This window comes from Kitasatospora sp. NBC_01246 (assembly GCF_036226505.1).
Lineage (GTDB): Bacteria > Actinomycetota > Actinomycetes > Streptomycetales > Streptomycetaceae > Kitasatospora.
The window spans coordinates 6,338,003-6,360,102 of the sequence record NZ_CP108484.1 but is presented as its reverse complement, the minus strand read 5'-3'; the positions used below and the strand labels follow the sequence as shown (position 1 = coordinate 6,360,102).

General features: G+C 73.0%; 13 protein-coding genes. 7 read left to right on the top strand and 6 right to left on the bottom strand.

Annotated elements, in window-relative coordinates:
- The first annotated feature begins 38 nt into the window (after positions 1 to 38).
- From OG618_RS27490 to OG618_RS27475, 4 genes are read left to right on the top strand one after another with little or no spacing between them, the layout of a single operon-like run.
- Positions 39 to 3,797, top strand: a complete 3,759-nt coding sequence (locus OG618_RS27490; RefSeq protein ID WP_329490218.1) for a tubulin-like doman-containing protein — start codon at positions 39 to 41, stop codon at positions 3,795 to 3,797.
- Positions 3,794 to 6,334, top strand: a complete 2,541-nt coding sequence (locus OG618_RS27485; protein WP_329490217.1) for a hypothetical protein — start codon at positions 3,794 to 3,796, stop codon at positions 6,332 to 6,334. Before OG618_RS27490 ends, OG618_RS27485 begins: the two co-directional genes overlap by 4 nt.
- The gene (locus OG618_RS27480) at positions 6,331 to 8,460 is read left to right on the top strand and encodes a hypothetical protein (RefSeq protein WP_329490216.1); all 2,130 of its coding nucleotides are present in this window, start codon (positions 6,331 to 6,333) and stop codon (positions 8,458 to 8,460) included. The genes OG618_RS27485 and OG618_RS27480 overlap by 4 nt, the downstream gene beginning before the upstream one ends.
- Positions 8,457 to 10,238: a hypothetical protein gene (locus tag OG618_RS27475; protein ID WP_329490215.1), complete on the top strand. Its 1,782-nt coding sequence runs from the start codon at positions 8,457 to 8,459 to the stop codon at positions 10,236 to 10,238. The genes OG618_RS27480 and OG618_RS27475 overlap by 4 nt, the downstream gene beginning before the upstream one ends.
- A gap of 410 nt (positions 10,239 to 10,648) precedes the next feature.
- On the opposite strand, the gene OG618_RS27470 is transcribed toward OG618_RS27475, so the two are convergent.
- From OG618_RS27470 to OG618_RS27460, 3 genes are all read right to left on the bottom strand, one after another.
- Positions 10,649 to 11,836, bottom strand: a complete 1,188-nt coding sequence (locus tag OG618_RS27470; protein WP_329490214.1) for a NaeI family type II restriction endonuclease — start codon at positions 11,834 to 11,836, stop codon at positions 10,649 to 10,651.
- Positions 11,837 to 12,172: 336 nt separating this feature from the next.
- Entirely contained in the window at positions 12,173 to 13,189 is a 1,017-nt protein-coding gene (locus OG618_RS27465; protein ID WP_329490213.1) for a DNA cytosine methyltransferase, read from the bottom strand.
- Positions 13,190 to 14,839: 1,650 nt separating this feature from the next.
- The gene (locus OG618_RS27460; protein WP_329490212.1) at positions 14,840 to 15,217 is read right to left on the bottom strand and encodes a winged helix-turn-helix transcriptional regulator; all 378 of its coding nucleotides are present in this window, start codon (positions 15,215 to 15,217) and stop codon (positions 14,840 to 14,842) included.
- A 53-nt stretch (positions 15,218 to 15,270) separates the two neighbouring features.
- Between OG618_RS27460 and OG618_RS27455 the strand changes: the two genes are divergently transcribed.
- Entirely contained in the window at positions 15,271 to 16,158 is an 888-nt protein-coding gene (locus OG618_RS27455) for an NAD(P)-dependent oxidoreductase (RefSeq protein ID WP_329490211.1), read from the top strand.
- A gap of 603 nt (positions 16,159 to 16,761) precedes the next feature.
- On the opposite strand, the gene OG618_RS27450 is transcribed toward OG618_RS27455, so the two are convergent.
- The 3 genes from OG618_RS27450 to OG618_RS27440 all read right to left on the bottom strand — a co-directional run bounded on the left by OG618_RS27450 (position 16,762) and on the right by OG618_RS27440 (position 18,800).
- Positions 16,762 to 17,274: a hypothetical protein gene (locus OG618_RS27450; protein ID WP_329490210.1), complete on the bottom strand. Its 513-nt coding sequence runs from the start codon at positions 17,272 to 17,274 to the stop codon at positions 16,762 to 16,764.
- Positions 17,201 to 18,430 (bottom strand): serine/threonine-protein kinase, encoded by a 1,230-nt coding sequence (locus OG618_RS27445; protein WP_442906871.1) that lies wholly within the window; start codon positions 18,428 to 18,430, stop codon positions 17,201 to 17,203. Before OG618_RS27445 ends, OG618_RS27450 begins: the two co-directional genes overlap by 74 nt.
- A gap of 67 nt (positions 18,431 to 18,497) precedes the next feature.
- Positions 18,498 to 18,800, bottom strand: a complete 303-nt coding sequence (locus tag OG618_RS27440) for an alpha/beta hydrolase (protein WP_329490208.1) — start codon at positions 18,798 to 18,800, stop codon at positions 18,498 to 18,500.
- Between the two features lie 396 nt (positions 18,801 to 19,196).
- Here OG618_RS27440 and OG618_RS27435 point away from each other — a divergent pair, with 396 nt between their 5' ends.
- Positions 19,197 to 21,620, top strand: coding sequence for an AAA family ATPase (locus tag OG618_RS27435; RefSeq protein ID WP_329490207.1), 2,424 nt, complete (start codon positions 19,197 to 19,199; stop codon positions 21,618 to 21,620).
- Positions 21,617 to 22,006, top strand: a complete 390-nt coding sequence (locus OG618_RS27430; RefSeq protein ID WP_329490206.1) for a hypothetical protein — start codon at positions 21,617 to 21,619, stop codon at positions 22,004 to 22,006. Before OG618_RS27435 ends, OG618_RS27430 begins: the two co-directional genes overlap by 4 nt.
- The last annotated feature ends 94 nt before the right edge of the window (positions 22,007 to 22,100 follow it).

The window sequence follows — 22,100 nt, the reverse complement described above, 5'->3', positions numbered from 1 at the left end:
AACCGGCCGCACCGCGCGGCCGGATGGAGGCGGAACACATGAAGATCTTCCAGCCGATGCTCTTCGTCGGCCTGGGCGGCACCGGCGGCCTCGTCGGCGCCGAGCTGGACCGGCGGCTGCGCGCCGAACTCTGCGGGCCGGACGGCACGGCGCTGACCGGCCTCGGCGCCATGGCCCCCTACCAGCTGCCGGACTGCCTGCAGTTCGTCTACGCCGACTTCAGCGAGACCGACCTGTCGAGGCTGCCGCACGCCTCCGCCGCCCCGGCGCTGCGTCCCGTCTTCAGCCGCACCTCGCGCTCCACCCACGACCTGCTGCCGAACTTCGACAGTTCTCCCGACGTCACCAAGATGCTGCGGGCCAGCCTGCCCGACGAGACGGCCGCCTGGCTGCCGCCCCGCAACAACGAGCCGCGGGTCGTACCGCTGAAGAACGGCGCCGGCCAGCTGCCCACCGTCGGCCGCGCCGGGCTGTTCGGCACCCTCCGCGGCGGGCTGGACCCGGTCCTGGAACCGCTGATGCAGGCCATCGACGCGCTCGCCCGCTCCGGCGGGGTGCTCAGCCAGCTCGGCGGCGGCCCGGTCTCCGGCTGCGACGTCTTCGTGGCGTTCTCCGTCGCGGGCGGCACCGGCGCCGGGATCTTCCTGGACTACCTGTACCTGATCAACCACGCCTTCCGGGAGAAGGGCTTCGACGGCGTCAAGATCTACCCGCTGGTGGTGATGCCCTCCGCGTTCCCGGCGGCGAGCGGCGGCGGCCGGGAGGCGGAACTCAACTCGGCCCGCGCCCTGGTCGACCTCTTCCGCCTGGTCGACGAGCAGAACGCCCCGGTCGAGGGAGCCGAACTCGGCGACTTGGACGAGGACCTGACGCTGCGCGTGCGCTACCCGCACACCGCCCCGATCCGGCTGCGCACCGGCATCCTGCCGACGGCCTTCCTGTTCAACCGCACCGCCGGCATCCGGCCGGACGACCTGCGCCGCTCGATGGTGTCGCTGGTGATGTCGCTGATCGGCACCGAGCTCGGCGACGGCCGCACCGCCCGCACCCGGGCCGACGACGACTACCAGACCTTCGCCGCGAGCTTCATCAACCGCGGCACGCAGCGCGCCGCCACCGCGCCGTCCGGCATCGGCCGCCGCGGCGTCTCCACCAGCCTGGTCGCCTCGATGACCGCCCCGGTGGACGAACTGGCCTCGCTCGTATCCGGCCGCATCCTGCGCGCCTCCGTCCAGCAGCTCGACGACCGCACGCACCGCCCGGGCCACTCCGCCGAGGAGCTGGTGAAGCAGATGTTCACCGACTCCGGCCTGGAGGAGCTCCTGCTGCGGCCCGCCCTGGAGATCCAGCCGCCGTCTCCCGAGCCGCGCGGCAGCTCGGCCATCGAGGCCGGGCTGGCCGCCCGGCTCGGCGACATGCAGTCCGAACTCGCCAACCTGGCCCGGCAGGTGGCGGTCCGCACCGCCGAGATGGCCAAGGACTTCGCGCCCCGCAGGGCGGTCGACCGGCTGCTGGCGAAGGTCGACCCGTTCACCGTGCAGCGGATCGTGCGGGGCGTGCCGCAGGACGGCAACGACCTCGCCCGCCTCGGCTTCCTCGGCCTGCTCGACCAGCGCACCCACACGCCCCCGCTGCCGCCGGGCACCCGGGAGCAGCCGCCGTCCGCCCCGAGGATCCGGCGCCGCATGGGCGGGCTCGCCCAGCCGCGCTGGGGCGACGACGAGGTCCAGGCCGTGCTGCGGGCCCAGGACGCCTGGTACCGCTGGCGCAGCCGGCAGCTGTGGCACGAGGGCTGGAAGAGCCAGCAGCAGCGCTGGGAGCCGACCGCCCGCGCGCTGGAGGCCGAGGTCGGCCGGCTCGCCACGGCCTTCCGCAACCACGCCCGGGACGAGCCGAGGGCGTTCGCCGAGCAGTCCCAGACGCTCTACGAGGACCGCACCGGCGTCTCCTACCTGCTGCCGCCGCAGCGCGACCTCAAGCACTTCTACGACGACCTGGTGACCCGCCTCACCGCGCGCGAGGGCCTGCCCGAGACCGAGGACGAGGCCGCGCTGCTGATGCGCCTGGTCGGCGGCGAGGAGTGGCGCTCCGCCAACGCGCTCAGCCGGCGCAACCCCGGCAACGCGGTCGGCGAGGTGAAAACCGCCGTGGAGGCGGGCGTCAAGCGGCTCTTCGCGGAGAGCGGGGAGCAGTTGGAGGAGCGCCCGCTGCTGCCCGCCATGGGGGTGCTGCTGGCCGCGGCGGCCGGGAGCACGGAGGACGCCGAGCAGGTCAGCAAGGAGGCGCTGGAGCAGTTCGGCCGCAAGCTGGCCGGGCTGCTGCCGGCCGGGTTCGTGCCCGAGGGCACCGGCCCGCTCAAGGCTCTGGTGACGTACCCGCGGGTGAAGTCCGCGGACGAGGTGGAGGACTTCCTGCGCAAGGCGCTGCGGCTGCCGAAGGACGCCCGGGCGGAGTTCCGGGGCGTCGAGACGCAGTCGATCACGGTCGTGCTGTTCCGCAGCGAGATGAGCCTCACCCAGGTGCCGGAGGCCCGCAAGATGCTGCGCCAGTGGGCCAAGGCGAAGGAGAACGAGCAGAGCGACGACGTCCTGCGCTGGCGCCAGCGGCTCGGCCACCGCGACGACTGGCTGGTCTCCACCGAGGCCGACCGCCGACTCATCCTGCACCGGCTGCTCAGCCTGCTCTGGAACGGACAGGTGGACGTGCTGGAGGGGCCGGAGGACTCCCCGCACCTGATCCGGCTGCGGCTGTTCCGCGACCGCGGCGTGGACGTGCCGGGCGTGCGGCTGCGGCTCGGCGAGCAGCAGAACGGGGTCTCCAGCTGGGCCGAGCTGCTGCGCGCCTACGAGCGCTGGACGGTGCTGGACGACGAACGGACGGTCGAGGACTACTGCAGCCGGCTGATGGCGGCCCGCCCGGCGGGGCTGACCCGCTCCGCCAGCCGGCCGGACCCGCTGTTCGTCCGGCTGGTCGAGCAGATCGCCCCGCAGCAGCTGCGGATGCTCCGGTCCCGCCGGGAGATCGGCGGGGAGCGGGTCGACGGCTGGTTCCGCCCGCTCTGGCAGTTCTGGGCGGACACCCTGCCGGCCGCGCTGAAGCTGGAGTTCGGCGACCAGCGGGCCGTCCAGCCGAACCTGGAGACGCTGCTGGACGTCATCCAGCGCGGGGAGCTGTCCCCGCGCGCCGTCGAGGACACCGAGGAGGACGCGTACGGCACCCGCGTCCCGCCGGTGCGGGAGGAGGACGACTTCGGCACCGCCCGCCCGGCCGACCGGCCCGACGGCCGGGGCCGCGCGCGCGGCTGGGAGCCCGCCCCGAAGCGCACCGGCGGCGAGCGGGACCCGTACGACGACGACCGCCACGGCACCGCCGGCGGGGAGCGGGACCCGTACGAGGACCGGGCCGGCCGCGCCGACCGGGCCGGAGCCGCGTACGAGTCGCGCGCCGACCGGGCCGACCGGGCCGACCGGGCCGACCGGGCCGGAGCCGCGTACGACGACGACTGGACGAAGCCCTCCCCCCGGCCGGCGGACCGGCGGGAGGAGCCCGCCCCGGACACCGGGTTCATGGGACGCCCCGACCGGGACACCGGGTGGGACACCGACCGCAGCGCCGACCGTGGCAGCGACCGGGACACCGGGTGGGACACCGACCGCAGCACCGACCGCAGCACCGACCGGTCCGCCGCCCGGGGCGAACCCCCGCGGGAGTTCCCCGACGAGCCGCGCTCCACCTCCTGGTGGGACGAGCCGGGCGAGCCGGGCAGCACGGAGCGCCGGGGCGGTGAGCCCGCTTGAGCACTCCCCTGTCGCAGTCCGCGCCGGTCGTCCACCTCGATCTGCGCACCGCCGAACTCGCCGGCGAGGACCCTGCCGTGCTGCGGGCGGCCGTCTCGGCCCGGCTCGCGACGCAGGGCCTGGTCCAACCGCACGACCAGCGCTTCCTGGTGGTCGACACCCCCGCCGGGCTGGACGAGCACCGCACCCGGTTCGAGCAGATCATGGGCTACCGCACGCCCGGCCGGGTGCGGGTGCTCTGCCTCCTGGTCGGCGGGCTCCCGGCCCGCTCCGACGAGGACCTCCCGGCGGAGCGCCGGCTGGTGCGCCCCGCCACCCTGCGCGCCCCCGAGGCGGGCCTGCTCTGGGCCGGCGACCTCCAGGCCGGTCACGGCGCCGCCGACCAGGCCGGGCCCGCCGACCCGCAGGCCCTGGCCGTCCTGGTCGACGTCCTCGCGATGCCCGAACTGTTCGACGAGACACTGGAGTTGCTCGGCTCGCTGCCCGACGGCGTGGCCGCCCCGGCCCTGCGCGTCCTGGAGCACGGCCTCTCCCCTGAGGTCCGCGGCCAGGCCTGGAGCGAGGCGCTGCTCCGCTTCGCCGGCTCGCACACCTCCGGTCCGACCGTCCTGACCGGCGCCACCCTGCCCACCACCCTCGCCGGTCTGGTCGCCGGTTCCACCACCGGCACCCCAGGGCGGCCGGTCGACGGCGGCGAGACCTCCCGGGTGCGCCACGAGGTCGTCGACGCGCTGTCGGACGCCGAGGCCGAACTGGTCACCCTCGGCAGTCCGGCCGGACTCGTCAACGGGGCCGGCCGCCGTGAGCTGGAGTCCGCGCTCGACCGGGCCCGGTCGGCGCTCGACCGCTACGGCAGTCTGATCGGCAAGGTGCTGCGCAGCGACGGCGGCACCGTCGGCGCTCAGTCCGCGGCCGAGTCCGCGACCAGGCTCGCCCGGCTGGGCGTCGCCGTGGATCCCGCCACCACCACCGGCGAGCAGATCGGCGAGAGCCTGCGCAGCCTCGCCCTCGGGCTGCTGCGCGACGGCCTGTCGCTGCGCTCGGTGGAGCAGCAGTTGTCGCTGCTCGCCGAGCAGGTGCAGCCACTCTCCAACGCCCCGCGGATCGCCGAACTGGACCGGCTGCGGGAGGCCGCGCCACCCGACCGTCCGCTGCCGCCCGACCCGCCCGGCTCCGGCGTGCTGGCCCTGACCGGGCTGGCCGGCGCGCTCGGCGGGTTCTGGACCTGGCCGGCGCTGCCGGCCGCGCTCACCGTCCCGGTGCTGCTCGTGCTCGGCATGCTGCGGGCCGTCACCCGGCTGCCCGGCGGCCCGGGCCGGGCCTCCGACGCCGGCCGGTTCGGCGTGGCCGCCCTCCTCGGCGCCGCGGTGGCGGCCGCGACCGCCGGCGCGGCCGGACTGCCGGTCTGGGCGGGCGCGCTCGGCCTGCCGGCCGGGCTCGGGCTCGGGGGCTGGCTGCTGCTGCGCACCTGGCACGACCACGCCCAGCGCTGGGGCCTGGAACGCGGTGTGACACCGCTGCAGGACGGACTGAACAGCCTGGACGAGCTCCTCGCCCGCGCCCTGCGCGAGTTCTGGGCCGTCGAGGAGCGCCGGTACTGCGCCGACGCGGCGCTGTCGGTGGTCGGGGTGCTCCGCGCCTCGGTCACCGCCGCCGAGGAGGAGGCCACCCGCGACCTCGGGGCCGACCCGCCCGAGGCCATGGCGGAGAGCGACGACGACTGGCTCGGCCGCACCGCCGACGACGAACCCGGGAACGACGCGTCCACCCCGTACGGGCGGGACGACCACCACCAGGGCGACGAGCCGGCCGAACCGGACGAACCCGACGAGTACGACTGGACCAGCGTCCCCTCCGGAGGCGGCAGCGAGCGGCGGGAGGAGGCCCGGACGGCCGACCCCGTCCGCCCGGCGGGGCCCCTGCCCGGCACCGCCGCCGCGGGCCCGCGCTGGCTGGAGCGCGGGGAGGCCAAGGGCGGTCCCGACCTGGTGCCGACCCTGGCCGGCGACCTCACGGACGCCACGCTGACCGCCCTGGAGCCCTACTGGGGCGCGGTCGAGCGCGGCCACGCCGGCGACGCCGCCCAGGAGCGGATCGCCGAGCGGGTGCGCGAGCTGCTCGCGGTGGCCCGTGACCACCTGCGGCGCAACGACGTCCTGCCCGCCCCGCCGTTCGCCGCGCCGCACCGGGCCCGCAGCGGCCCGGCCGGGCTGCTCGGCATCGACATCCGCCGGGCCGCCGACGCGGCCGGTCCCGACCAGGACGGCCAGGGCCTGCTGCAGCTGAACTCGGCCGAGCAGTTGGACCTGCTCAGCCGCAACCCCGACGCCGTCGCCCTGATCCGGTTCGCCCCGGAGGCCGCCCAGGACGGCTCCGGCGGGCACCGGACCTCGCCCGGCCGACCCGAGGTCCGGGACGTCCGGACGGCGGCCGGCCGCTACGCCGGGCAGCTGCGGCTCACCGCGCTGCGGGCCGGCGTCGTCGAGACCGTCCGGCAGCGGCACGTCTCGCTGCCCGAGGAGGAGGAGCAGTGGTGAGCACCACCGGGCCCGTCCGGCCGCGGAGCCCCGGCGACCCCGGCCGCCCCAAGGGCGTCGACCTGCCCTACCTGACGCCCGCCGGGCGACGCCTGCTCGCCACCGCGAGGTTCGGCCCCGACCCGACCGGGCCGGTGGTCCGCGACGCCCCCCTGATGCGGAACACCCTGCTCGACGGCGCGGTCAAGTGCGTGCAGGTCCGGGCGGCGGCGCCCCCCGGCACGGGGGTCACGGACGCCGCCCGCGACGCGCTCGACACCGAGGCGGCGACCGCCCTGCGGCTGCACCGCACGTTCGGGGACACCGAGTTCGCCCGGCTCTTCCCCGTGGTGATCGGCTACGACCTGGACGTCGCCGAGCCGTTCGTGCTCTACCGGCCGCCGCGCGGCACCCCGGCCGCGCGGCTGCACGGCCTCGCCGTCACCCAGCTGCGCACCGTCGAACGGGACCTCGTCGACGCCACCGCCCTGCTCGCCGAACTCGGCCTCGTCCACCACGGCATCACCCCCGCCACCGTCCGCTGGGACGGCCGGGCCGTCCAGCTGTGGGGCCTGGACGCGGTGGCCCACACAGGGCGGCCGCGCACCCCGCGCGGCCCCGCGCCGTACGCCTCGCCGGAGGTGCGCGGCGGCACCGGACGCACCGACCCGCGGGACGCCCTCTGGAGCACCGCCCAGGTGATGTACCGCCTGGTCACCGGGCGGCCCGGCGACCCGGACCGGGAGCCCGCCGACCTCGCGGACCACCGCTCGCTCGCCCACACCATGCGGTCCTCCTTCGCCCCCCGCGCCGCCGACCGGCCCGCCCCGGCCGCGCTCCTCGGCCTGCTCGCGCCCGACCGGCGCCCGGGCGCGGGCCGCACCGCCGGCGGCGACGGCCTCGGCCGGCACCGCGCCGAGTTCGACCGGGCCGTCGCCCTCAAGCACCCCGGCGACACCGGGCTGCCCGGGTACGCCGCGCTCCCCGGGTACGGCGCCCCGGCGGCCGCCGACCAGGACGCGACGGCCGGCCCGGACGGCGCGCCGTACGGGTACCCGGCCGCCGACCCCGGCGGCGTGCTCTGCCCCTACTGCCTGGAACCCATCCGGTTCGACCCGAACGCCCTCTACGTGCCCGACGCCGTCCAGGACCTCCAGCCCTACCGGTTCGCCGACCAGCAGAACCCGCGGGTGCTCGCCGACGAGCTGCGCGGCGCCTTCCAGCTCTGCGAGGGCGGTCCGGCGACGCCGCCGCACCACATCCCCGTCCCCTACCTGACCAACGGGCGTCCGCTGACCGTCGCCATGATCGGCCAGTCGAACACCGGGAAGAGCCACCTGCTGACCCAGATGATCGCCGAGATCGCCGACGACCGGCTGAAGCCCTACGGCGTCAGCTGGCAGTCCGTCAACCCGGAGCAGCACGCCAGCTTCCTCAACGACCGCGTGGTGCCGCTGCGCGACGGCAACGTGCTCGCCCACACCGCCGGGCTCGGCGCCGGCGACTCCGCCCGCTTCGTGGAGTCCCTGCTGATCACCGACGCGCGCGGCCGGGTCCGCCCGCTGGCCTTCTTCGACCTCGCCGGCGAGGACCTCCTGCGCACCGACGCGCTGCTGCGGTTCCTCCTCGGCATCGACGCCCTGGTCTTCGTCGTCGACCCCACCCTCGCCATGCCGCTGCCGCAGCTCGACGAGATCCGCACCGCGCTCGGCCTGCACGTCAACCGGGACGGGGACCCGGCGTTCGCCACCGCCCTGGACCGCATCCCCCGCAACGGCCCGTACCTCACCGTCCCCTCGGCGGTCGTGGTCGCCAAGGCCGACCTGCTGCGTTCCGAGCCCCCCGTGGACCGCTGGCTGACCGAGCCCGGCCACCTTCCGCTGAGCCGCCGACGGCTCTTTGAGGAGAGCCGCGACGTGTACGCGCTGCTGCACCGCCACGCCGGGAAGGCCTGGCTGCGCCCCTTCGACACCGCCCTGCACTGCACCCTGCACATCTCCTCCGCCACCGGCGGGCGGCAGGAGGACAGCCGCTACCCGCGCGGCGTCCGGGCGCAGCGGGTGCTGGAGCCGCTGATCTCGCTGCTCGCCATGCACGGCATCATCGAGCTGGCCGACGGCCACGCCCCCGGGGAGGTGACCGGATGAGCGCCCCGGGCGCCACTGCCCCGGACAGCACCGTCGACCAGATCGTGTTCCGCTGGCAGGGCAATCTGGGGCGGCGCGGCGCGGGCATGGCCGCCGCCGCGTGGTCCTGCCCGCCGGAACGCGCCGACGAGCTGGCCCGCGAGCTCGCCCCGCTGCTCAGGGTGGACGGCGCGCTGCGCCCCAGCCTGGTCCGGACGGTCACCAAGCGCGGCGAGGCGGCGGTCATCCGGCGGTGGCCGACCGCCGACCTGGGCGGGCGGCCCAACACCGCCTGCCACCTGCTGCTCGGCCAGCAGGAGGTGCTCGGCGCCCGGCTCTCCCTGGCGCTGCGCGACTGGTCGTTCGGCACCAAGCGGTTCGCCGAGGAGGCCACCGACCGCTGCCCGCCCGTCTCCCGGGCCCTGCTGCGGGACAGCGCCGAACAGACCTGGGCCGACACCCCGGCCCGGATCGCCGGGGTGACCGACGCGCTCACCGTCGCCACCGCGGCCCTGCTGCGCCGTCCTCGGCACCGCCTCTCCCTGCGCAGCGACGCCCTACCGGGCTGGCCCGAGCGGAACCCGTCCGCCGCGGTGATCAGCGGCCTGCACGAGATCTTCGGCCACACCTGGCTCCAGCAGCCGTGGACCTTCGCGACCTACGACGTGACGGACCGCCACGACCTGCTGGTCACCTGGGTCGCCGACTGGGCGACCGACTCCGGGCAGCAGCAGCCCCGCTCCCGGGTGGACCCGCGCCGCCCCGAGGCCGACCTCGCCCACGAGCTGGCGGCCCGCCTGGTCGAACGCTGTCTGGAGACCACCGGCCGCCGGGCGGCCGGTCTGCCCGAACTGACCGGCGAGCTGCGGGACGCCGCGACCTGGCCGGCCGAGGAGCGCCTGCGGCGCCTCGCCCGCACCCTCGGCGTCCGGGCGGCCAGACCGGATCCCGCCCCGGGCCCCGCCCCAGTCCCCGCCCCGGAACCCGACCCAGTCCCCGCCCCGGACCCCGACGACCAGCCCGTCTACGTCCCGCCCAAGCGCCCCGCCCCGCCGGCGGTGCCGCCCACCGAAGAACTGCGCCGGGCCCTGCTCCGGCCCGGCTCGACCAACGACCTGCTGCCCTACCTGCTACGGCTGACCGACGGCATCGGCGACCGGCCCCTGCTCGACATCCTGCGCGAGGAGGACCTCCCGGACCCGGCCACCCGCCGCCTGCTGCTCGTCCTCCACCGCCGCAGCCCCCAGCGGCACCCGGAGGACGAACACCGCCTCTGCGCGGAGGTCCTGGACCAACGGCTGTACCTCTACCGCACCGACCGGGGCCGGCCCGACCCGTCCGCCGAGTCCACCACCGAACTCGCCCGCCGCGCCGCCTGGCTGTTCCAGTGGGCCGTCGCCCCGCACGTCCGCGACCGGCGCCACGCACCGGCCCTCGACGCCCTGCTGAGCGCGCTCCTCTACGAGGGCACCGCGGTCGAACACGAGCTGCTGCGCCACCTCGTCCCACCCCCCGGCGCCAAGGCCGCACCCCCCGACCTCCCACCCGAACTGTGGCAACGCCTCCTCCACGAACTCCCCCCCGGCACCCTCACCCCACCCACCGACCCGCCACGCCCCTCCGCCCCGCCCGACCCCCCACCACCCGACCGACGCCCCGCCCCGCCCCCGGTCCCGTCCCCACCCCGCCGGCCGCCTCCGCCCCCACCCGACCCCCAGGGCCGGAACATCCTCATCCTCTGCGGCACCGTGCTCGGCCTGGTAGTCATCCTCGCGGCCGCGATCTACCTCATCCTCTGACCCACCCACACCCGGCCGGAGCCCACCACCCCGATCCAGCCCCGGGACGCGGCGCTCCGGCCACCCCGGGTCTCTTACAACAACCCGAAAACCAGGTACGCCGCCCGCCACGCTCGGGCCGGCCTATCGGGGAGCACCCTGGTCCCCAGTGGGCCCGAACAGGACGGCAGCAACCCGGCGTCGAACCTGATGCCGCATCACACAAGGAGCAGCTGGCCTGGCATTCCTCCCAGCCGACAGCCTTCCGGCATCACTGCCCGGACGAAAGGATTTGAACTGCCACCACTTGCCCCAGGCCCATGGAGGCTCGCGAGCGGCTGACTCCGCCTATTTCCGCTGCCCTCAGCCGGACCGGCCAGCCGTCTACCCGACGCCGGGATGGACAAGGCGGAGATGGATCGCTGGCCTGATCAATCCATTTGCCCATCGATCTTTCGCTTGTCAGGAAGATCAGGCGCGGGATGGGTCGGCTCATTCCCACGAGCGCGTGCCCAGAACTGGCCGTCCAGCGAGAACTTCGGTCGCTCATCATCAGGTGAGACAGGGGCAAGGCGGGTGGAGATCCACTCACCTTTGACCGGTGCTGGCAGTTCGAGCGCGCGGGCGACGTGCGGGTGCGAGCCCTGATGACCCAGGACGACGATGCCTTCCGGACGAAGATCATTGCGTGCGTCGCGGGCACGCTTAGGCGAGTCGTCCTGCTGACCGACGGTCAATACGGTCTGTCGGCCGACAATCCGGTCCTGCACCTCGCGAAACAGCTGATTCAGCCGCTGCTGGCCCGACGACGGCCGACGCGGCAGCGACGCTGTGAGGATCCGCTCGCGTGTACCGATATCCAGGCGGAGCAGCAGGTTCGTCGGCAGATCTGTCTGGAGGCCACCCCACAGCCAGTACACGTCAGACTTGGCGGTGTCGGCAAGCTTGCGCTTGTTGTCCCGGTTGTACGCACGAACGCGGTCGCCGTTTGCATCCAGCCCCTTCCTCCAGCGCAGGCGCTCATCAGTGATCCGTACGATGCCCGCGGCCCACTCACTCGTGTCGTCACTCATCCAGGCCACCAGTGCAGGATGGTCGGCGCGGCCGCCCCGCTCGCCGTGGTCAGCGCACTGGTACATCTCCATCGGAATCTCCCAGCCGCCGAGATCCTTAGAGAACTTGCAGTCAATGTCCACGTCGGCGATGGACCAGTCGAGGTCTTTGCCGTTGGCTATGTCGAACTCCTTCGTGAGGTTCACCTCGACGGCGGTCCCCAGATATGTCTTCTCGGTCTTCGTCAGGTGCTGGTAAGCCCAGCGCCCCGTCCGCTGACCGTCGAGCAGCTCATCGAGGGAGTCACGCAACGCCCATCGGAAGCGCTCCCGCGCCTCTGGCTGGCCGTCGAACCACTCGACGAACTCGGCAAGGTCATCGGGGACCTGCTGCACAAGGCCGGGCTGAATCCGCCACTCACGCGGTATCTTGCTCATGTCGTCACGCGGGACATCCCAGGTGCGGAACGTGTCGCGGCGGGAGTGCTTCGCTGCCAACGCCCGCGACTCCTGCATGCCAGCCTGAACAGCGTCCTGCGGGAACGGCAGACCCTCTTGTATCGTCACGCGCTGCAGTCTGGCATCAAGCACAGACAGCTTCAGCAAGGCGGCTGGCATCAACCCAGGCGTCGCCCCTGCCTGCGTGTCCGGGTTATCCGGATTGGGACGTGCGGAACTCGCCCCGGGCCGATTGCGGGGTACGGCAGAAGCGGTAGCGGGAGTTCTGCCCGGACGGCCGGAAACGCCGAGCTGCCGTCAGCGCGCCGCAAGTCATGCAAGCGACGGAGGAAGGCAAAGGTCCAGGAGGCCGGAGACGCCAGCCTGAAGACGCGCCCGTCTAGTCACACCAACCAGCGGCACGAAGACGGTCCCAGTCTCATGGAGTCGAACGGAACGGACTGGTCAGAGCACCGCTGCTGCTTCCTCCTCCTGTGGCTGGGGCAGGCCGAAGGCCGCCGCAGCCACGTGCGCGGCTAGCAGCGGCGGGACGGCGTTGCCGGCCTGCTCATACTGCTTCGTCTGTGTTCCCCGCCAGGGGTAGTCCGCCGGGAAGGACTGCAACACGCCGGCTTCCCGGACGGTGATGCGCGCCCCGTCCGACGCGGCGATGCGGTTCTTCCACGCACCGCGTTCCCGGGATACGTCCAGGGCGCGGCGGGCCTGCGTCGGGAAGGGCTCGGCGCCGCCGGTCTTACCACCGCCAGCAGTGACGGTGGGCGCGGGCCGGTCGGTGGCCCCCCAGCCAACACCCTCTGCCATGGACACCCAGCGGGCGCGGGACTCGCCGAAGAGGTTCCCTTCTTCGCCGTGCTCGGTGTGGGTGGGCTCGGGGGGCTGGGCGGTACGCACGCAGGACGCGATGAGGAGCGCTCGCCGCCGACTCTGCGGCACACCGAAGTCCGCCGCGTTCAGGTTGCCGCACCAGACGCTGTAGCCCCACCCCCGGAGGATCTCCGCGTAGTGGCGGAACAACGGCAGCGCGTCGGGTACCTCCTCCATGACGGTGTCCTCGGGCCGCAGGGTATGGAGGTAGCGCATCGGCTCGGCAGCGAGCAGGGAGCGGGGATCCAGGCATTCCGCCAGCAGCTCCGCACGGGTATCCCGGCCGCGGGCGAGGTCGTCGATCACCTGGTGAACGTGGGGCTGGTCCTGCAGCCCTAGCTGCTTGCCTGCTCGCGACCAGGCCTGGCAGGGCGGGGAGGCGATGAGACGGCGGATGCGGCCGAACATGGGCGCGGTTGCGATCTGCGCGACGTCCGCGCGGACAGTCGGATGCCCCGCGGCAGCCCGTGTCTGGCAGGCGGCAGCGTCCCACTCAATGCCGATGTCAGTGAGGCCGTGGTATCGGCGCAGGCCTTCGGACCAGCCGCCGGGGCCGGCGAACAGGTCCAGGATGTCGGGAGCGCCGGGGGTCGGCATCAGTCCTCCGTGTCGAGAGTGTGCGTACATGGCGAGGTCGGGATCGCCGAGTCCTGCCCGGCTGGCAGGGATCAGCAGCCAGCTCAAAGGACCCTACAGGCGAGGACCAGCCGACCGGAGGCCTGGCACCGAGCACACCGCACTGCCCGTCCGATCCTCCGAGCCGCAGCTCTCTCGCCGCCTGGGGGTCCACCTCCGCCACTGCGGCAGGCCCGGACAAGCGCAGAGGCCGGGTCCCGGAAGGCTGACCACCAGGACTCCCGGCCGCGGGCTCGCAGAGGCCCTCTCCAGCCAGCCTGGGTTGTCTCCGGGCAGCAGCTGCTGCGCGTGGCCCTGATGGCAGTGTCCTGCAGCCTGATCCGGGGGTCCAGGCAAGATCGAGACTTAAGCCCCAGAACCCGGCCGTCGCCGTATACGTGAACGAGTCCGCCCGCTACCTCGCCGCGGCGGCCTTCGGGGGCTACCGTCGTTCCCGCCCCGCGTCCAGGGCGACACGAAGGGCGTCGGCGGCTACTCGGTGCTCGCCGGACGGGACACGTTCCTCGACCGGCCCCACGCGTGCATCCGCTCGAGTGTGCCGAAGGAGCGCGAGCCGGGCATTGAACCGCCAGCCGCGACGAACTCCACAGGCTGGCCGAGCATCTGCGCGGAGGCCGCGTTAGCCCCGGCCCGTGAGTAGTGTGCCGGCCAGCTGGGGTCCGCCTTCGAGTCCGCAGGAGCGCGCGCCGATCAACTCTGCCGAACCATCGCCGCGGGCAACGAGCCGGCCCTGTCGGAACGATTGCCTACCGCCCGGCGCGCGGTTCCAGTCGAGGATGTGGCCGCGGCGGGCGACGCGCCGTTCGTCCATGCTGAACTCACCTGCGTGGAGCTCGGCGACATCGACCAGACAGCCGTCACCGACCGACGCGATCGCCCCGGCGCCGGACAGCGGCGAATCGCACCGGACCTGACCGGCTGCCGATGCCCACGCTCCGGCTCAGCCCGCGCGAGAGCCTGCTGCCGTGTCCGAGGGCGGTTGCCTGGCCCGCGATCCGACCTGGCGGGCTCCGGCGGCGAGGGCCTGGAGCCCGGCCAAGTGCCGGTCGAGTGCCCCCGGACCCTCCCGGGACGGTGAGAGCCATGTCCGCCTGGCACCGCCCGAGAGGAAGGCCATCATGGCGAGCCGGATGGGATGGTGGATCGCCGCACCCAGCGTCTGCGGGTTCGGCTCGGGTCATCGATGCTGCCCGCGCCACGCCTCGGTCGCCGCCGCGCCGCCCCCGCATCCAGCGGGAGAGCACCGGTAAGGCCGGAGGCGACGGCACCCGCCACGAGTCCTCCGGGGTGGCGACGAGCCACCGGCAGCGCACGCTCCTCCCGCTGGTCCCGGTGAATTGGGGCAAGTCCTCGAACCCGGTTTCTCCACAGGCCGCTCCCTGTCGGTCGGTGTCGTACCCGACGCAGTCAACCGCCGGAGGGCTACCGGCCCAGGGAAGTACCGGCCCCTTGTCCGTCCGGCCGGACAGCCACGATATCGGCGGTGTGGTCCCGTCACCTGGCGACCAGCGCGTCCCTACCCAGTAGCCACTTCTTTGTGCGTACTGGGCAGCCGCATGCAGCGCCACGAGACTGGTGCCCAGAAGGGGGCGAAGGGAGATGACAGAAAGGTCAGGAGACCGGCAGTTCGACCCGTCCTACCTGCTCGGCCTGCTCGGCCGCCATCCGGTCGAGCCGCTCGTGGCCCAGGTCGGAGATCGGGCCGAGCGCGTCGGAGAGTCGGCGGCCGAAGTCGGTCAGGGAGTAGACCGTCTTCAGCGGAAGGACGTCGTACACCTCGCGGTGCACCAGGCCGTCGGACTCCATCTCGCGCAGGGCCTGGGTGAGGACCTTCTCACTGAGGCCGGGCAGCAGTCGGCGCAGTTCGGCGGGGCGCTGCGGGCCGGCCTCCAGCAGCCAGAGCAGGGATGTCTTCCACTTGCCGTCGATCACGGCGACCACGGCGGTCACCCCGCACACGTTCGGGTTCACGGCCTGACCGCGCGTCATCTCTTCCCCCCGGAGTCGTCGCTGTCCACCACCATGTCTACAGGAGATGAAATATGTCCACCAACCTGACCCGGCCCACCGTCACCGTGCTCGGTCTCGGGCCGATGGGACGCGCCCTGGCCGGCGCCTTCCTGGACGCCGGCGTCCACGCCACGGTCTGGAACCGCACCCCGGGCCGGGACGCCGCACTGGTCGCCCGGGGCGCCGTGAGCGCGGCCACGCCCGAGGAGGCCGTGGCCGCGAGCGAGCTGACCGTCATCTGCGTGGTGAACTACGACGCCTCGGACGCCGTGCTGCACCGCGAGGAGGTGGAGGCCGCGCTCAAGGGCCGGACGCTGGTCAACCTGACCGCAGACTCGCCGGACCGCGCCCGGGCCACGGCTGCCTGGGCGGTGCAGCACGGCATCGGGTACCTGGACGGCGCCATCATGACGCCGGCCCCGAGCATCGGCACACCGGAGGCGGTCCTCATCCACAGCGGACCGGCCGACCTCTACGAGCGGTACGCGCCGGTGCTGGCGGCGCTCGGCGGCGCCCACACCCACCTCGGCGAGGAGATCGGCCGGGCGGCCGGCTTCGACATCGCGCTGCTGGACATCTTCTGGACGGCGATGGCCGGCTTCGTGCACGCGCTCGCGCTGGCCAAGGCCGAGGGCATCGCCGGGCGGGAGCTGGCGCCGTTCGCCCAGGGAATCGGTGCGATCCTGCCCCCGCTGTTCGCCGAGTTCGCCGAGGACTTCGACAGCGGCAGCTACTCGGGCGCGATCAACCCGCTCACCTCGGCGGTCTCCACCATGGCCCACGTCGTGCACACCGCCGAGTCGCACGGCATCGAGTCCGGACTGATGCGCGCCGCCGAGGGCCTGGTCCGCCGCACCATCGCCCTCGGCCACGGCACCGACGGAGTAAGCCGCCTCGCCGAAATCCTGAGCCGCCGCTGACCCCGCCCGACAACGGCCCGGTCGCCGGCACCCACGACGACGGCACCACAATCGCCGACCACCTGTCGGCCCATCAACAAAAAGGCCGCTGGCCTGGGATCGCTCCCAGGCCAGCGGTCCGACATCACTGTCGGGACGACAGGATTTGAACCTGCGACCCCTTGACCTCCCGCGGCCGAGAGGGTGTCCGACCGGTGTTCATCAGTCGGAATGACGCAGGTCGGGGCCTATCTCGTCCACCCGCAGGATGCCTGATGTCATCTCATGACGGTCAGTCCGTGAGAGGCGCGTGAGAGCCGTGACATCTCGTGACACCTCATCCGAACGTGTTCGTGCCCTCCACCGAGGCCAAGTGGTTCACCGCCGGCCCCGACCCTGACTTCCCGCCGTCGGCTCCCGCACCCGACGGCACCCCTGATCCGGCGGATAGCTGCGCGGACATCACCCCGGAATACGCCGCCGCGTGCCCGGGTGAAGCCGGCTCCTCGGCAGCCGCGCAATTGACGACCGGAGTCGTCTCAGGACGGGAGACTCCTCACCGCACTCGCCCGCCGCGTTCACGGCTCATGCTCCGGCGACGGCAGCCGGATGGGAGCGGGAGGGTTAGCTGTCGCTGCGGTAGTGGTCCATCGAGACCTTCACCGGGCCGTTGCCGGTCACGGAGATGACCCGCACGATCGCTATGGCGTGAGTGCTTCTCGATCGCAGGCAGAAGGCTCGGCCGGGCGGCAGGTCACTGAAGTCGAGGGCCGGCGCCGGATGCCGGTCGATGGCCGTCGAGCAATCGGCCGGGGTTGGCCGCCCGCTGGGGGTGATGGCGGCGTCGCTTCCCGTCGGGACCAGGAACTCGTTGGCGTCGTGCCCTACGGACCACTCGGTGGACTGCGCGGGGATCAACTTGCCGGTCTCGAGGTCGAAGTCGTAGGAGTCGTCGGGTGCGGTCAGGATCGCCTCGGTGTACGCCGCGGTGTACGCGGCCGTGCTCGCCGGGTCGGTCGGCCTCGGGCCGTCGGCCGCCGGTGCCGCCGTGTCCGGGCCGGTGTCACCGGCCGTCGGGCTGTCGCCGGCCAATCCCGTGGCTGCGAGGATCCGGTCGAGCTTGTCGGACAGGAGCACGCCGCCGACCGTGCCGCCGAGAGCCACCACCAACGCCGACAACAGCAGTACCGTCTTCCAGGTCGCGGTCTTGCGGCGGGGCTTGCCCATCGGGGGTAGCACGGGAGCGACACCCGTCGGCAGTGGGGGCGGAAGCAAGGCGGTCCGCACCTCGGGCGGGGGCTGCGCAGCGCCGTAGGAACGGGGCAGGGCCTGGACGGCAACGACCTCGGGGGGGCAAGTCCTGCGGCAGGTCCGAGCGGCAGGTGATGTCGGTGCTGATCTGAGTGGGCAGCCAGTCGTCGGCGAAGCGCAGCCCCCCGCCCGCAGCGGGGGGGTTGCGGGCGGCCTCGATGATCTCGGCGGGAGTCGGCCGGTCTTCGGGCTGCTTGGCCAGGCATCGCAGCAGCATCGCGTGCAGGTCGCCCGGGACCCGGCCGAGATCCGGCTGCTCGTTCACCACCCGGTACAGCACCGTGGTCTCCGGTCCCTCGCCGAACGGCTGGGTGCCGCTGGCGGCGTACGCCGCCAGCGAGCCCAGCGCGAAGACGTCCGTCGCGTGCGTGGCCGGCCGGCCCAGGGCCTGCTCGGGCGCCATGAAGGCGGGCGAACCGATCCGGAAGCCGGTGCCGGTCAGCGCGACGGCGTCGGCCGCGCGGGCGATGCCGAAGTCGATCACGCGCGGACCGTCGGCCGCGAGCAGTACGTTGGCGGGCTTGAGATCCCGGTGCACCACCGCGGCGCCGTGGATCGCCTGCAGTGCCTCCGCGATCCCGCTCATCAGCAGCAGGACCGTGCGCACCGGTAGCGCACCGTGTTCCCGGACCACCTGGTGCAGCGACGGGCCCGGAACGTACGCGGTGGCCAGCCAGGGCACGCCGTCGTCCGTGTCGGAGTCGATCACCTGGGCGGTGTACAGCCCGTGGATCCGCCGGGCGTTGGTGACCTCCTGCGCGAAGCGCCACCGGAACTCCGTGTCCTGCGCGAACTCCGGCCGGACCGTCTTGAGGGCCACCGGCCGGCCACCGGGTGTGTAGGACAGATAGACCCGCCCCATGCCGCCCGCTCCGAGCCGGGCGTGGAGCCGGTAGCCGCCTACTTCGGCCGGGTCGTCGGGCTGCAGGGGCTGGAAGGGTGTTGACGCGGGCAAGGAGTCCGGGGACATGTCGACGGGCATGTGGAAGGTCTCCAGTGGTGCGAGCGGCGAGCGGGGGCGAGGGCGGCGCGACGGGAGTCGCGGCCGTTCAGCAGATCGTCCCGCTCGGAACCGGCTTGAGGTTGATGAGGTAGGCGTCCACGGCGTCGTTGACGCAGGCGTTGCTGCGGCCGTAGGCGGTGTGGCCGGACCCCTCGAAGGTGAGCAGCATGCCGCCGGGCAGTTGGGCGGCGAGGCCCTGCGACCACTGGTACGGCGTGGCCGGGTCGCCGGTGGTGCCGACGACCAGGGCCGGGGGCAGGCCTTCGGCGTTCACGCGGTGCGGCTGCTGCCGCCCGGCGGGCCAGTCCTTGCAGGTGAGTTCGGCGAGCACGGCGGAGGTGCCGAACACTCCGGCCTCCTGGTTGGCGTGCTCCAGAAGGTCCCAGTAGGGCTGCGAGTCCCTCGGGTGTGGCTGGTCGAGGCAGTCGACGGCGGTGATGGCGACGGAGGAGTTGTCGGGGGCCTGCTCCGGGGCGGTGTTCGGGTCGGATCCGGTGTTGGAGCTGTCGCCGTGGGCGGACCGGACGTGCGTCGCGGCGTCCGGCAGACTGATTGCCGCCTTGAGGAGGCCCTCGTCAGGCCAGGTACCGAGTGAAGGCCCTCAACTACTTTAGAGAGGAGAAAGTTGATAACCCCAGTTATCAACTTTTGAAGGCTTAAGAGGTTGCTTCCTCCCTATCGTCTCCTCCTGTCAGAAGGCGGATCGATACCGCCGAACCCCGCCACACCGCGCAGGAGGCCCTTCGTGACCGAGAAGGAACAGCACCAGCAGACCGCGCTCCCCCTCGCCGAGACGGTGGCGAAGCGCCTGGCCGAGTCGGCCCTCCCCGAACCCGTCAAAGCCCTTATCCGTGAAGCGCTCGACAGCAACGCCGCCGGCACCGCCACTTCGTCGGCTCCCTCCGGGCGCGTCTACCTCGACTCCGTCGCCGTCAACGGCTTCCGCGGCATCGGCCCCCGCGCCCGGCTGAGCCTGAGCCCCCGCCCAGGCGTCAACCTCGTCGTGGGCCGTAACGGCTCCGGCAAGTCCAGCCTCGCCGACGCCATCGAGGTCGGCTTCACCGGCGCCAGGGCCCATCGGCCGGGCCAGGACGCCACGCGCGGCGGCCGCTGGTCCAACCTCCATGCCGGAGACGACCCCACGATCGAGGTCAAGCTCGCGATCAGGGGCGACACTGGTCGCAGTACCCTCACCCGCACCTGGACGAGCAAGGAGTTCGGAAGCTCCGAGGCCACCTTCAAGCGTCCGGGCCACGGAATTGTGCCCCTGGCCGGAGTCGGCTGGGACACGGCCCTCGCGGACCACCGGCCGTTCCTCTCGTACACCGACCTCGACCTCATGCTCACCGGCAAGCCGTCCGAGCGGTACGACGCGATCGCCGCCATCCTTGGCATGGAGCTGCTCTCCACCGCGACCAACAGGCTGAACGCGCGGGAGAAGGCTCTCACCGCCGCCGCGAAGGAGATGAGGGACGCCCTGCCCGGCCTGAAGGACGCCCTCTACGAGCTGGAGAACGACGACCGCGCCGTACAGGCCCTGGTCGCCGTGGACACCCCGGGCGCCCTGGACCTCGACACCATCGACGAGCTCCTCGCCGGCCTCCCCCTGGCCGACGACAGCCGGCTCGCCGAGCTCCGCGTCGAGGCCGGGGTGGGTGGTCCCGACTTGGAGAAGGTCGGGCAGGCCGTTCAGCGGCTGCGCATCGCCCTCGCCGACGTGGAGGACCTTCGCGGTACCGACGCCGAGAACGCCCGGCTGCACGCAGACCTGCTGGAGAAGGCTCTCGCGCACGTCGACCGGCACCCCTACGACGACGTCTGCCCGGCGTGCGGAACGGAACGGGTCCTCGGACGGGAGTGGTACGACCGCGCCTCCCGGCAGGTCGCGGAGCTGCATCGCGAGGCGAAGGCCGCCGAGGACGCGCGCTCCGCCGTACAGACGGGCGCGCGGGACCTCCAGAACCTCATCGAATCCCCCGCGCGCATCCCCGCCTCCCTGGATGACCCGTGGACGGTGTGGATCAACTGCCGGCAGATCACTGACCCCGTCGAGCTCGCCCGGAGCGCCGAGGAGGCCGCCATGGTCCTGGCCGACGCCTGTGACACCATCAGGATGTCCGCGGCCCGCGAGTTGGAGGAGCGTGACGAGCGGTGGAGCGCGCTCGTCGTCCGGCTCGCCGCCTGGGCGGGCCGGGCGCGCGCGGCCGAGCGGGACAAGCCCCTGCTGAGCAACCTCCGCAAGGCGGTGAAGTGGCTCAAGGACCTCACCACCGAACTGCGGGAGCGGCGCATGGAGCGTTTCACCAGCGCCACGCAGGACATCTGGGAGCGCCTGCGGCAGGAGAGCAACGTCGACCTCACGGCCGTGAGCCTGAAGGGCAGCGAGAAGGCGAGCGTCCGCAAGCTCGTCATGGCGGCCTCCGTCGACGGCCAGGACGCTCCCGCGCTCGACGTCATGAGCCAGGGTGAGCTGCATTCCCTCGCGCTCTCCCTCTTTCTGCCGAGGGCCACGACGGCGGACAGCCCGTTCGGTTTCCTTGTCATCGACGACCCCGTGCAGTCCATGGACCCGACCAAGGTGTACGGACTCGCCCAGGTGCTCCACGAGATGGGCAGGCACCAGCAGATCGTCGTCTTCACGCACGACACCCGCCTGCAGAAGGCGTTCACCGACCTGGAACTGCCGGTCGCGGTCTTCCAGGTCACGCGTAGCGAGGGGTCCCGGGTGAAGGTCGAGTGCGTCGACGACCCGGTCGCCCAGGCCATCGGCGACGCCCGGGCCATCGCCTCCACCCGGGGCCTTCCCGCCGAGACGTACAGCCACGTGCTGCCCGGCCTGTGCCGTATCGCCCTGGAGAACGCCTTCCTGGAGGCCGCGTGGATCCGCCACCACCGCGCCGGCGGATCGGAGCGGGACCTCCAGGACGCGCTCGACAGCGCGGAGAGGTTCCAGGAGGTCGCGGCGATCGCCCTCTTCGGTGATGTGGGACGCGTCGGCGACGTCGAGTCCGAGGTGCGCCGCCGGTACAGGGACCAGGCGTGGCTTCTCATCCGGAAGTGCCAGCGTGGAGCCCACCCCGACGGCACCTCGATCTCCGTTCCCCACCGCTTCGTCTCGGACGTCGAGGATCTGGCGCAGAAGATCCGCAAGCCGGAGGTGGCCGCATGACCACCCACTGCTCCGCTTCTGTCGGAGGTCTGCTGCTGACTGCCAACCGTCTGCTCGACGGCGAACTCGCCGGCGTCACGACCACGGGCAGGCATCGCGGAGCGTGCCTCGCGCTTCGGACGGCCCTGGAGCTCTGCGTCGACCTCACGCTGCAGGTCGCGCTGCCCGGCCTGCGCCACCCCACCTCGGGTCGCGCCAAGCTGCTCCTCCTGCACTCCTCCACGGCGGCGGAGACGGCTCGGCGCGTGAAGGCCCTCTGGGCCCAGCTCAGCCTGGGATGCCACTACCACCTGTACGAGCTCGGGCCCACGTACGACCAGGTTCGGGCCTGGCGGGCCGAAGTCGACTACCTCGTAAGGGAACTGAGTCACCGTTCAGGCAGCTGACCGTCCGCCACAATCCGGTTTCCGATCGATCGGGGGATTCTCATGTCAGACGCAAACTCCGCCAGTCCGTGGGCACGCACGGTCTTCGGCCCTC

Coding starts and splice junctions, on each gene's coding strand:
- OG618_RS27490 (WP_329490218.1), top strand. CDS start 39: ATGAAGATCTTCCAGCCGATGCTCTTCGTCGGCCTGGGCGGCACCGGC.
- OG618_RS27475 (WP_329490215.1), top strand. CDS start 8,457: ATGAGCGCCCCGGGCGCCACTGCCCCGGACAGCACCGTCGACCAGATC.
- OG618_RS27465 (WP_329490213.1), bottom strand. CDS start 13,189: ATGCCGACCCCCGGCGCTCCCGACATCCTGGACCTGTTCGCCGGCCCC.
- OG618_RS27460 (WP_329490212.1), bottom strand. CDS start 15,217: ATGACGCGCGGTCAGGCCGTGAACCCGAACGTGTGCGGGGTGACCGCC.
- OG618_RS27455 (WP_329490211.1), top strand. CDS start 15,271: ATGTCCACCAACCTGACCCGGCCCACCGTCACCGTGCTCGGTCTCGGG.
- OG618_RS27445 (WP_442906871.1), bottom strand. CDS start 18,430: ATGCCCGTCGACATGTCCCCGGACTCCTTGCCCGCGTCAACACCCTTC.
- OG618_RS27430 (WP_329490206.1), top strand. CDS start 21,617: ATGACCACCCACTGCTCCGCTTCTGTCGGAGGTCTGCTGCTGACTGCC.